We start from the raw sequence: 12,778 nt of genomic DNA, 5'->3' as shown, positions 1-12,778 counted from the left end.
TAATCCCCCCATGCCAAATATAACAATTATTTAGAATTGGAATCTGCGGTAAATAGCCATTCAATGATACACTTGCCAGTTAAATCTGCCTGTTAATTAGGCATCAATCCATTAATAACAAGCGAGTATGACACAATGAAAATAGGCGTAATAGGGGCGATGGAACAAGAAGTGACTTTATTGCGTGACCAGATTGAAGGTCTGCAAACATTGTCACGAGGTGGATGCGAAATTTATACCGGCAAACTGAATGGCGTTGATATCGCCTTGTTGAAATCGGGTATTGGTAAAGTCTCCTCCGCACTTGGAACCACCCTGTTGATTGAGCATTGCCAACCAGATATCGTGATTAACACGGGTTCCGCCGGTGGCCTTGATCCTAACCTGAAAGTGGGTGATATCGTGGTTTCCGAAGAAGTTCGCTATCATGACGCCGATCTTACCGCTTTCGGCTATGCACCGGGACAAATGGCGCAATGCCCGGCGGCATTTATCGCTGACGATAAGTTAATTGCCTTGGCAGAAAAATGTATCCAGTCCCTCAACCTGAATGCCGTTCGTGGCCTGGTTTGCAGTGGTGATGCCTTTATCAATGGGTCAGAGCCATTGGCACGCATTCGAACCACCTTCCCGAAAGTTGCTGCGGTTGAAATGGAGGCGGCGGCCATTGGTCATGTCTGCCATCAATATCACATTCCTTTTGTTGTCGTTCGTGCTATTTCTGACGTTGCCGATCAAGAATCCCATATCAGTTTTGATGAATTTTTAGTTGTTGCAGCACGTGAATCGACGCGGATGGTCAATGCCATGCTGACCGAACTCAGCAAACAGTAACCCATCATTTACAGTGGAGCATAAATCATGAAATCACTGATTTCCCATCGAGCCATTTGGCTGGCATTCTTATGCCTTTTGTATAGCTTTTGGTCTGGTTTCAGTGCTCCACTTTATGCGGCCGCTTCCCGGGTTATTAGCCTTGCCCCATCAACAACAGAGCTGGCATATGCTGCGGGGCTGGGCGACCAGCTTGTCGCAGTTAGTGCTTACTCAGATTACCCCGAAGCCGCTAAAAAATTAGAACAAGTTGCTGATTGGCAAGGCATCAATATTGAACGGATCATCGCCCTGAAACCTGATCTGATTCTGGCATGGCGTGGCGGTAATCCCCAACGTCCTCTGGAACAACTCGCTGCTTTAGGTATCCCCATTTTCTATTCGGATGTGAAAAAAGTAGAAGATGTTGCATCAGAACTGGAACGGCTGGCTGCCTATAGCCCACATCCTGATATAGCTAAGCAATCAGCCACAGATCTTCGTGATAAGTTCAACCAATTAAAACAAAAGTATGCCAACCTGAACCCTAAGCCTGTGTTCTTGCAGTTTGGTATGCAGCCGATTTTTACTTCCTCAACCCATACTATTCAAAGCGAAATTGTCTCCATATGTGGCGGTAAAAATATTTTCTCTGATAGCCCTGTTCCGTGGCCACAGGTTAACCGTGAGCAAGTGCTTACCCGCAAACCGGAAGTGATTGTCATCGGTGGAACGGAAGGGCAAAAACAGCAGGTGGCCGATTTTTGGCGACCACAAATGAACGTGACTATTATCGCCCTGAATGATGACTGGTTTAGCCGTGCGGGGCCAAGGATTATTTGGGCGGCAGAACAACTTTGTCAGCAGTTAAATCGCCCCAATTGAATAACCTATTTTTTTATCTTGGTGCGTTTTTTTAGCACGCTGTGAGCAATGATCCCGCCAATCAATCCCCAAAATGCTGAACTGATACCCAGTAAATTAGCGCCTGATGCAGTGACAAGGAAGCAGATAATTGCAGCATCTCTTGTGTAATCGTCCTTAATCGCTTGATTTAGGCTATTTGTAAAGGTGCCAAGCAATGCCAATCCAGCCAGAATTTTTATTAATGGGGCTGGAAACGCGCTAAACAGATAGAAAATTGCCCCGCCCAAAAGGCCTGCCAACAAATAGAAAAAACCGGCACTGACTGCCGCAACATAGCGTTTCTTAGGATCGGGATGGACATCGCTTCCCATACAAATGGCAGCCGTAATTGCAGCAATACAAATACTAAATCCCCCAAAAGGGGCCAGAATAATTGCCACCAATGATGTCCAGCTAAGTAACCTGGATGCACGGGGAGGATATCCTGCTGCCTGTAACGTGGCGATTCCTGGTGCATTTTGTGAAGCCATCGTAACGATAAAAAATGGAATACCCACGCCAATAAGCGTAGTTACGTTAAATTGTGGCATAACAAATTCAGGCATGGAAAACATCATGTTTTCACCCGCTAACGTTAACTCACCGCTGAGAATAGAAATAATCAATCCAGCTGCCAGCGTCGAAATTATTGCGTATAACGGAAAATAGCGGCGGACAATTAAGTAAACAAGTAACATAGCGCCACAAAGCCAAACGTTGACTTGTAACATTGCAAATGCCTCTAAACCGAAGCGAAGCAATATGCCGGCAAGCATTGCCGCCGCGATGGTATGCGGGATGTAGGTCATTAATTTGGCAAATAGTCCGGTAATACCGCATATCAACATTAATGCCGAAGCGAAGATAAAAATACCGATGGCTTCGTTAACAGATGTGTCCGGCAAATTTGTCGCCAGTAATGCGATTCCCGGTGTCGACCAGGCCGTTAAAATGGGAGTGCGGTAATAGAGGGACAGCCCAATTGTCGTGATCCCCATTCCCACGCCGAGCATACTGAGCCAAGCACCTATTTGTGATGGCTCAACGCCGATTGCCGTCACCGCTTGGAGAATTATTGCCACTGAACTAGCATAACCCACTAACACCGCAACAAACCCTGTGACAAGTGTTGCTGGTGAAAAATCCCTGAAAAATGATAACTTAGACATAGATATTACCTAACCGGACGTTATAACAGACGATGGTGAGAATAACATCGTCCGTTATAACGTTCAATTATGTATCCATTTTTTGAGCAGGCGCCAATGAGTGATATCACATCGAAAATTGCTGAAAAATTTAAATCATTAAGAGCTTCCCGCGGGTTAAGCCTCAGCCAGGCGGCTAAATTGACGGGAGTCAGTAAGGCGATGCTTGGTCAAATCGAACGCGGCCAATCAAGCCCAACGATTTCGACACTGTGGAAAATCGCAACAGGTTTTAATATTGCTTTCTCGACTTTTTTAGAAGGCGCAGCACCCCAATCTCAGCCTGTATTACATCGATTTAATGACTTACCGATTTTTGAACAAAACAACTCAGGTATGCGTGTCACACCACTCATCCCTTTTGATGACGAACTCTTCATTGATTTATTCAAAATAGAATTAGTACCGGGTGCTTCAAGTGAATCTTCTCCGCATGAATTTGGGGTAATAGAGCATGTTATCGTACTTAGTGGGGAACTCGATCTGCGTCTTAATGACACTTGGCATAAAATTTCAGCAGGTGAATCCATGCGTTTTCATGCCGATTGTCACCATGCTTATGCTAACTCAAGTGATAACCTGGTTGTCATCCATAACCTTATTCACTACCCCCATAATAAAATATTATCAACCCCTTAATTATTTTCACAATGAGCTATTGTACTGACATACGGATTTAACTATCAGATAGAGAAACGTGCTTTATACTGGGTACGTTACAATCCCCATAATACGCGCTGCTGGTCATTTATTGCCATATCGACGACTTGCTGAATTGCTACAGAGCTATATTTATACCAATCTAACTTCAAGATGCATGTGATTTCTCCCCCGCGAGGCGGGGAGAAATCAGGTTTCATATCGTGTTGTAAATGGCAACTTGAAGTTTAATGCGTATAAATAGTTTTCATAATACTGAGAGTATCAGATGTTGGAGTTCCTTACCCCGCACGGGGTAAGGAATACTCCTATCATTTTGAAACGCTCTTTAGGCTTAATGGCACTATTGGTGTATTAACTTATGTCGTAGGAAAGATATAAGTATCTTGCAAAATGGCCTCTTATTTAGGAGGCCATTTATTGCAATAGGGAATTTTCCCATTAGACACTGAAAGAAGAACCACAACCACAAGTGGTTTTTGCATTCGGATTGGCAACAATAAAACGGGAACCTTCCAACCCTTCGGTATAATCCACACAAGCGCCTATCAGATATTGCAGACTCATGGGGTCAACAACCAATTCAACCCCTTGCTTCTGAATCGTCATATCACCTTCGTTAATTTGGTCATCGAAAGTGAACCCATACTGGAAACCGCTACAACCACCACCTGTAATGTAAACCCGCAGGCGCAGGTTCGGGTTATCTTCATCAGCAACCAGCACTTTGACTTTGTTGGCTGCAGCATCAGTAAACTGCAAAGGCAATGCAGCATCATCGCTCATATTTTTACTCCAGTCCGGTTTTCCGGTAAAAATTCTCGGAAAGTTATTTTATGCTTTCTGATCAGTTGTCGAGATTATCCAATACCTGACTGATTCGTTCAAGTTTTGCCACATGAATGCAATAAACCGAACGATGAAGGGCATATGATGATTTGGCTTCCCTATTGGGGTACTTTAAAATGACATTCTCATATTCCGTTATCTTTCAGGAGCTTTTATTGATGAGCCAGTCCGAAACGCTTTACTCTCAGGCAAAACAGGTGATCCCCGGTGGAGTCAATTCACCAGTACGTGCTTTTAACGGTGTTGGTGGGACACCCGTCTTTATTCAACGTGCGAATGGGGCTTACCTTTATGATGTTGATGGTAATGCCTATATCGATTATGTCGGTTCATGGGGGCCGATGGTTCTTGGGCATAACCACCCTGCTATCCGCAATGCCGTCATTGAGGCCGCAGAACGTGGTTTGAGTTTTGGCGCTCCAACCGCGGCCGAAGTGGAAATGGCAAAACGAGTCACTGAACTGGTGCCTTCTATGGATATGGTGCGTATGGTGAACTCCGGAACAGAAGCCACTATGAGTGCCATTCGTCTGGCTCGTGGTTATACCCAACGTGACAAAATCATTAAATTCGAAGGTTGCTACCACGGCCATGCTGATTGCTTGCTGGTAAAAGCCGGCTCAGGTGCCCTGACGATTGGTCAGCCCAACTCTCCAGGTGTGCCCACTGACTTCGCTAAACACACCCTGACTTGTGTTTACAATGACCTAAATTCTGTCCGTGAAGCCTTCGAAAAATATCCAACAGAAATCGCCTGTATTATTGTCGAACCCGTCGCGGGCAATATGAACTGCATTCCACCGCTACCAGAATTCCTGCCGGGCCTGCGTAAGCTGTGTGATGAATTTGGCGCCCTGCTCATTATTGACGAAGTGATGACTGGTTTTCGTGTTGCACTGGGTGGCGCACAAGAATATTACGATGTTAAGCCAGATTTGACATCCCTTGGAAAAATCATCGGTGGCGGTATGCCTGTAGGGGCTTTTGGTGGCCGTCTGGAAATCATGGAAAAATTAGCACCAACTGGCCCTGTTTATCAGGCGGGCACCCTTTCTGGTAATCCAATCGCAATGGCTGCCGGTCTTGCTTGCCTGAAAGAAGTAGCCCAAGTTGGTGTTCATCAGCGTTTAGGGGAACTGACCGACAAACTGGCGGCGGGTTTAAAACATGCCGCATCAGCAGCCGGCATCCCTCTGGTTGTTAACCACGTTGGCGGTATGTTCGGTATTTTCTTTACCGATGCGAAAAGCGTTACCTGTTATCAGGATGTCATGAAGTGCGATGTGGAACGTTTCAAGCAATTCTTCCACTTGATGCTGGATGAAGGTATCTATTTGGCTCCTTCAGCGTTTGAAGCTGGCTTTATGTCCATCGCTCATTCAGATGAAGATATTCAACGCACTGTTGATGCAGCAGCACGTTGTTTTGCAAAACTACAATAAAATATTCTGCTTTTCCAAACCTCGGACGTCACTATTCTCTATTATCAGTGGCGTCTTCACACCAAAGCCCGTATTGCCTGAATCGCTGACATTACCGCCAACACACCAAGTAATATCAGCATTAACCAGCGAAAATGGTGTTGGCTGATACGCGATCTTAGGCGTGTACCAATAAAGAGAGAAAGCAGAGATAAGGCCGTTAATATGAGTATCGGCCATAAATACGCCGAAGAAAACAATTCGAACGCTTCCTGGCGTAACACCACTAACTGACTGATCTTGCCAAGTAAAAAGCACAAATTGGCGGCCCGTGCAATTTCATGGCGATCGCTGCTCATTGCTAATAGGCACATAATCAGGATAGGAGACATCGCATTGGTTGCCCCGCCAATAATCCCAGCGGCTAAACCAAACAGCGACAAAATGACTGGATTTTCCGGTAAATGAAAATGACTGCGATGAGTACTGTTGACAATATAAAATGCAATGACACCACTCAATAATAATTGCAAGTAGGCAGGATTAATTAAGAATAAAAGTTTCGCGCCAATAACACTGCCAGTTAATGAGAAAAATGCCAATAAGCCATATTTATAGAGTATCTCACCAATCTTTCCACCTGAAATAACGCTTAAGATATTCACCAATAAAGTCGGCCATAAAGCTAATACCACCGCCTCTTTTAATGGCATAAATAGGCTTAACGCTGTCGTACTGGCTATCGGAAAACCAATCCCGCTGATACCATGCAATAATGCAGCAGTAATAAAGAGTAAGGATAAGATAAGGATATTCAAGGTGTTATATTCCCTGATGCAAGATGTTTCGTTTTCCAAAGATAATACATTAAATTAGCTCCCTACTCATTTTCGAGTTGGGAGCTACGCTTTATTACTTATTACTGTCCAAACATCTCACGTAACCAGCCAGGCGCTTCTTCTTCATTTTCCTCGATAGGCTGTTGTACCGATTGCTGACACAGCTTCTGTGGATCATCAGTCCAAACCGGTAATACTCTGATACCGCTTCCTTCGCAGTTGAAACTGCCATCTTCATTGACTGACATATCCACGATACCTTCTGGTGGACGGTTATTCAGTTCCAGTGGCGTTTCATTATCCAGATAACGACGATAAATCGTCAGTGCACCCGTCGCTCCGGTTAGGTTGGTTGGGCCATTGTTATCACGTCCAGTCCAGACAATCGCGACTTCTTTGCCATCAATGCCGGTAAACCAACTGTCACGCAAATCATTGGTTGTTCCGGTTTTGCCTGCCAGGTGATATTTGCCATATTTCCCTGTCAGTGAGCGCCCTGTACCTCTCTCCACTACCTGCTGCATACCATATAGCGTCAGATAAGCGGCCTGTGGCGGCACAACACGCTCGGCCTGTGGGTAGCTCTGGTAAATCACCGTACCATCTTCAGCAATGATGGAGCGCAACGCAGAAAGTTTCGCCCGATTCCCCCGCTGGCAATCGTCTGGAATTCTTGTGCCATTTCCATTGGCGTTAGGTTAATTGCACCTAATAACATCGCAGGGATTTGTTGGATCTCTTTCGCAGGAATACCAAGCGCAACCAACGTGCTGGAAATGCGGTCTAACCCAACATCCAGCCCTAAATTCACGGTCGGCACATTCATCGAACGCGCTAACGCGTCAATTAGCATGACACGCCCACTGAAAGTACGGCTAAAGTTCTTCGGTTCCCAGGGCTTTCCACCTGCTTGAGGAATAGAGAGAGGCTCATCCGCCAGCCAGGTATTCAGACGATATTTATCCGGCTGGCTCAGTGCCGTCAGATACGTGGCTGGTTTAGCAAGTGAGCCAATCAAACGACGGGCGTTTAACGCCCGGTTAAATCCGGCATATTGCGGCTGGGAACCGCCAACCATGGCTCTAACCTCACCGCTGAAACGGTCAACAACAACCATTGCCCCTTCCAGATCATCAACCTTGCGGGCTTTTCGCAGGGCAGCAACACCTTCTTCAACGGATTTTCTGCCGCATCCTGCGAAACCGGATCGAGGGTAGTGAAGATCTTCACCCCTGACAAATCATTGACTTTATCGCCCAGCTTTTCTTGCAATTCCTGACGAACCAATTGCATAAAGGCTGGCTGTGGCGTAATCACCCCGCTTTTCGGTTTTACCCCTAACGGACGAGCACTGAGTAGATCATACAGCTCCTGATCGATGATTTTTCGGTTCTGGAGGATTTTCAAAACAACATTGCGCCGCTCCAGCGCAGTTTTAGGATGACGCCATGGGTTATACCACGAAGCCCCTTTGACCATTCCCACCAGCAGCGCCTGTTGATCCAAACTCAATTCATCAATCGGGCGACCAAAATAGTACAGGCTTGCCAATGGAAAACCATGGATTTGCTCATTACCACTTTGTCCTAAAAAAACTTCGTTCAAGTACAATTCCAGAATGCGATCCTTGCTATAACGCGCATCCATTAGCAACGCCATGTACGCTTCATTCGCTTTACGGATCAAAGTACGTTCATTGGAGAGAAACAAATTTTTCACCAATTGCTGCGTCAGGGTACTGCCACCCTGAATTGTACGTCCCGCGATCAAGTTAGCTAAAAATGCACGGGCAATGGAAAGCGGCCTGACGCCATCATGTTCATAAAAGTAACGATCTTCCGTTTCCAGCAAAGTCTGAACCAACAAATCAGGAAAGCCGGAACGTGGGACAAACAGACGCTGCTCACCATTGGGTGATTGCATCATGGTGATCAATTTGGGATCAAGACGGAAAAAACCAAACTGACGATGGTTTTCCATGTTTTCAATGCTGGCAAGATGATTATTATCAAAGGTCAACCGTGCCTGAATTTGCTCTTCTTTACCATCAGGGAAATCAAATGGGCGGCGTAACATTTCTATGTTATTCCCCCTGACGACAAATTCACCGGCACGGGTGATTTTTGTTACTCTTCGATATTGCATCCCCTCCAGCAGATGGATCATTTCGTCCTTGCTGTAATTCATGCCGGGTTCAAGATTGACCATCCGTCCGTACACCGCTGCCGGTAAATCCCAAACTTTTCCGTCAATACGCTCGCGAATTTTGTTATCCAGATAGAAGCCATAAATAACAATGAGGACCGCCAGCACAATAAAGATTTTTAGCAGCAACCACAAAAACCAGTGCCCGCCTTTTTTAGGCGGGCGGGAATTCGCACTGCGGGCGTTCTTCCCTTTTTTAGTCATGACTTCATCCTCATCGTTGTCGTCAAAGTTATCATTTTCATAATCATCATAATCATCCCGCCGATTGCGTTTGTTAGATGTTCGCCCACGACGAAGTCCTGATTTTTTACCCTTGCGTCCGATTGGCTGACGATCATCATCAGACATACCGAATTCTCCAAATGTTTATTAACTACCAGCAAGTAAATGCAAACTATTACATCTGCTTTTTCACGCGCCTGGTTGGTGCTGTGTTGGCAGGATCATCTGGCCACAAATGTTTGGGGTAACGCCCTTTCATCTCTTTTTGCACCTCACGATAAGTTCCCTGCCAAAACGCAGCAAGATCTTGTGTGATCTGTAATGGACGATGGGCAGGAGATAACAACTCAATGACAACCGGAACTCGTCCTTTCGCCAATACTGGATTTTGCTGCTCTCCGTACATTTCCTGCATCCTCACTGACAATACCGGAGGTTTATCATGGAAATACTGGATAGTGATCCTGCTCCCCGTTGGCACAGTGTAATTAGTAGGCAATTCATTATCCAGTATTTGCCGTTGTTGCCAATCAAGCAATTCCATCAGGCAGGAGGATAGCTCAATCTGGCGCAGGCCTTTTAAATTATCAACACCATCCAGGGCAGGCAGCAACCACTGTTCAAGGGAGTCCAATAATGCTTCGTCATCAACCCCAGGCCAGTTCACTTCCGGCAGCCATTCTGCGCTCTTTGCAGGCGAATACGCAACTGCAACGCCTCCTGTGACCAATTTAATGCCGATACCCCTTCCTGTCTTACCCAATTCAACAAGGCTTCCTGTAATTCCGCTGCCGAAGGTTTTGCCAATGGCTGGGCTTTGACCGTCAATCGCCCACATTGCAAACGCTTCCACGCCCGTAATGAGCCTTTATTATCATCCCACTCTACGGTTGTATGCTCAGTAAACAGATGAGGGTATCGCTTTATGGTCTGTTCAATCACCAACGGACAGGCAAGCAAAACCTGTGCATCAGGATGGCTGTTTCCCTGCTGTAACGAAGGAGTCACTAACCAAGCCTCTCCCGACAGAGGCTCTTCACGTTCCAGCGCTACCCCCAAACCATTGGATAATTGAAAACGGCCAAGATTATCGCGGTTTTTAGCAATCCGATCTGGAAACCCCTGAACCAAGAGTTCAGGCACAAGATCCAATCTGAGGCTTCCAGCATGGCTTGTTTTATCCGCCAGTTGATTTGTAAAATTCCTGATGAGCTGATTGGCGCGTTGCTGCCAATGACGCTGATTTGCTGTCAGCCAATAGAGCAGGTCAGGCTGTCCACGACGCGGTGGTTCTTCCAAAATAGCCACCAATTTCGCTGCCGTTACCAATGCTGCACGGCTTTTGCCTTCTTTATCATCGCTTTCCTGAGCTGAACACAGTATCGCCGCCAAACGCGGTTCGCTGCCGAATTCCACCATCTGCCAACCACGGGAAGTCAATTGCTGGTTGTCATCCAACGCCCCTAAGCGCAGCAACAGGGATTCTGCAACCGCCAATGCGGGTTGTGGTGGATTGTCCAACCAATGAAGCTGGGAACTGTCACGACATCCCCACTGTAATAAAGAGAGCAGCAGGCCGCTTAAATCTGAATGCAAGATCTCCGGCTCGTTGTGTTCTCTGGCTCTTTCTGCCTGCTCCTGGCTAAATAAATGCCAACAAACACCAGCCTCTAATCGCCCAGCCCGCCCTGCCCGCTGCACCATCGATGCCTGGCTGATGCGTTGGGTCATTAAACGTGTCAGGCCACTCTTCGGTTCAAATCGACCGGAGCGCTCCAGTCCACTGTCTACCACTAACCGAATACCTTCAATCGTCAGACTGGTTTCTGCAATATTGGTGGCAAGCACGACTTTGCGCATTCCCACTGGTGCTGGTGTTATTGCTTTGCGTTGTTCTGCCAACGACAATGCCCCATACAATGGACACAACAGCGTATCGCCATTGATCTTATCTTCCAATTGCAACATTACCCGCTGAATTTCACCGACGCCGGGCAGAAACAGCAACAACGATCCCGTTTCTTGCTGCAATAACCGCAATACCGCCGATGCAACTGAATGTTCAAAAGGTTGATGAGAAGGGAGTGGATGATATGACCTCGTTACCGGATAACTGCGTCCTTCTGACACAATCACAGGGGCATCAGGTAATAAAGCAGAAAGGCGCTGGTTATCCAATGTTGCCGACATCACCAGAATACGCAGGTCATCGCGCAACCCTTCCTGCACATCCAGCAACAATGCCAATGCGAGATCGGCCTGTAAACTACGTTCATGAAATTCATCAAGGATGACAAGAGAGACGCCGTTCAATTCAGGATCTTGTTGCAGCATACGCGTCAGGATCCCTTCGGTCACAACCTCAAGCCGAGTTGCATCACTGACTTTGGTTTCCGAACGCATCCGGTAGCCGATGGTCATACCAACAGGTTCATTGAGTTGTTCGGCGAGACGTTCAGCCACACTCCGTGCAGCAATCCGTCGCGGTTCCAGCATAATGATGCGCCCCGACAATGGTGCCTGCTGTAAAATCGCCAATGGCAATCCGGTCGATTTTCCAGCTCCCGTTGGCGCATGTAATAACACTTGCTGCGACGTTTGCAGTGCCGCAATAACGGATCCCACCACGTCATAAATAGGTAATAAGTCACAAATGGGCAATGACAAAAGGATCACCATAATGAATTAACTTTCAATGGCTGCCATTGTAGCATTAGCGTCTTTGGTTTCATCCGCCCATTGGTCATGAAGGAAAGTTTATGGAATTTTCACCTCCCCTGAAGCCTGCTACCCTAATCCGCCGTTATAAACGCTTTCTTGCGGATGTCCTCACGCCAGAAGGAGAAACACTCACCATTCACTGTGCCAATACGGGAGCCATGACAGGATGTGCCACGCCAGGGGATACCGTGTGGTATTCCACATCCGATAATCCCAAACGCAAATATCCCAATAGCTGGGAACTCACACAAACCCAGGATGGTCACTGGATTTGTGTCAATACCCTCAGAGCCAATGATCTGGTCTGCCAAGCTATTGAAAAAAATATTATCTCGGAATTATCTGGATATGAGCACATTAGCCGTGAGGTTAGCTATGGCAAAGAAAAAAGTCGGATAGATTTATTGTTACAATCAAAACAAAAAGTTAACTGCTATATTGAAGTCAAATCAGTCACATTGTTACAGGAAAATTATGGTTATTTTCCTGATGCGGTCACAATTCGAGGGCAAAAACATTTACGTGAGCTATCATTGATAGCACAACAAGGCCAGCGGGCTGTTTTGTTATTTGCTGTTTTACATTCTGGGATCAGCCAGGTTGCAGCAGCAAAACATATCGACCATGATTATGCTTTTCTTTTGGAACAAGCATGTCAATCCGGGGTCGAAGTAATCTGTTATAAGGCCAGTATGACAGAAAACGGAATGGTTATAAGTGACAAATTACCTTTTGTATCAATGGGATAATTTGTAAACAAATCATACTGACGAGAGGGGTTTTGCAACATATTTAGGCAGTAAACATGCCTGCCTTCACACCATTGCAAAACTAATGGCAGGAACAATTGCCAACCTCGCAGTCATCTGTTATTTATAGCGGCCTATTTTTTTCCCCCTCTTGTCGGGGGGTCGTTTGATAGTGCGTGTGT

Annotated in this window: 8 protein-coding genes and 2 pseudogenes; 5 read left to right on the top strand and 5 right to left on the bottom strand. The window is 46.3% G+C overall.

Going from position 1 to position 12,778, the window contains the following annotated elements; genetic code table 11:
* The first annotated feature begins 135 nt into the window (after positions 1-135).
* Together mtnN and btuF are read left to right on the top strand one after the other, a co-directional pair.
* Positions 136-834, top strand: a complete 699-nt coding sequence (mtnN, locus tag AAC853_RS10590; RefSeq protein ID WP_273571649.1) for a 5'-methylthioadenosine/S-adenosylhomocysteine nucleosidase — start codon at positions 136-138, stop codon at positions 832-834.
* Positions 835-861: 27 nt separating this feature from the next.
* Positions 862-1,698 carry a vitamin B12 ABC transporter substrate-binding protein BtuF gene (btuF, locus tag AAC853_RS10585; protein WP_340614545.1) on the top strand — a complete coding sequence of 279 codons (837 nt, stop codon included), beginning with the start codon at positions 862-864 and terminating at the stop codon, positions 1,696-1,698.
* Positions 1,699-1,703: 5 nt separating this feature from the next.
* On the opposite strand, the gene AAC853_RS10580 is transcribed toward btuF, so the two are convergent.
* Positions 1,704-2,888: a benzoate/H(+) symporter BenE family transporter gene (locus AAC853_RS10580; protein WP_338884645.1), complete on the bottom strand. Its 1,185-nt coding sequence runs from the start codon at positions 2,886-2,888 to the stop codon at positions 1,704-1,706.
* 96 nt (positions 2,889-2,984) lie between these two features.
* Here AAC853_RS10580 and AAC853_RS10575 point away from each other — a divergent pair, with 96 nt between their 5' ends.
* Positions 2,985-3,566, top strand: coding sequence for a helix-turn-helix domain-containing protein (locus AAC853_RS10575; protein ID WP_338804628.1), 582 nt, complete (start codon positions 2,985-2,987; stop codon positions 3,564-3,566).
* A gap of 462 nt (positions 3,567-4,028) precedes the next feature.
* Here the strand turns inward: AAC853_RS10575 and erpA are convergent, their stop codons facing one another.
* Positions 4,029-4,373, bottom strand: coding sequence for an iron-sulfur cluster insertion protein ErpA (erpA, locus tag AAC853_RS10570; protein ID WP_047771810.1), 345 nt, complete (start codon positions 4,371-4,373; stop codon positions 4,029-4,031).
* 221 nt (positions 4,374-4,594) lie between these two features.
* On the opposite strand from erpA, the gene hemL reads away from it, so the two are divergent.
* The gene (gene hemL, locus AAC853_RS10565) at positions 4,595-5,878 is read left to right on the top strand and encodes a glutamate-1-semialdehyde 2,1-aminomutase (protein WP_338884638.1); all 1,284 of its coding nucleotides are present in this window, start codon (positions 4,595-4,597) and stop codon (positions 5,876-5,878) included.
* A 56-nt stretch (positions 5,879-5,934) separates the two neighbouring features.
* Here the strand turns inward: hemL and AAC853_RS10560 are convergent, their stop codons facing one another.
* From AAC853_RS10560 to hrpB, 3 genes and pseudogenes are all read right to left on the bottom strand, one after another.
* On the bottom strand, positions 5,935-6,675 hold the full coding sequence (locus tag AAC853_RS10560; RefSeq protein WP_340614544.1) for a sulfite exporter TauE/SafE family protein: 741 nt from the start codon (positions 6,673-6,675) through the stop codon (positions 5,935-5,937).
* A gap of 101 nt (positions 6,676-6,776) precedes the next feature.
* Positions 6,777-9,252: pseudogene (mrcB, locus tag AAC853_RS10555) on the bottom strand (bifunctional glycosyl transferase/transpeptidase).
* A gap of 49 nt (positions 9,253-9,301) precedes the next feature.
* Positions 9,302-11,805 (bottom strand): annotated as a pseudogene (gene hrpB / locus AAC853_RS10550) (ATP-dependent helicase HrpB).
* Positions 11,806-11,885: 80 nt separating this feature from the next.
* Between hrpB and sfsA the strand changes: the two are divergent.
* A complete protein-coding gene (sfsA, locus tag AAC853_RS10545) occupies positions 11,886-12,596 on the top strand; it encodes a DNA/RNA nuclease SfsA (RefSeq protein ID WP_338884622.1) in 711 nt (236 codons plus the stop codon).
* The last annotated feature ends 182 nt before the right edge of the window (positions 12,597-12,778 follow it).

The organism is Xenorhabdus thailandensis, from assembly GCF_037996785.1.
Lineage (GTDB): Bacteria > Pseudomonadota > Gammaproteobacteria > Enterobacterales > Enterobacteriaceae > Xenorhabdus > Xenorhabdus griffiniae.
The sequence above is the reverse complement of the archived record's forward strand: the minus strand, read 5'-3'. Positions and strand labels throughout refer to the sequence as shown.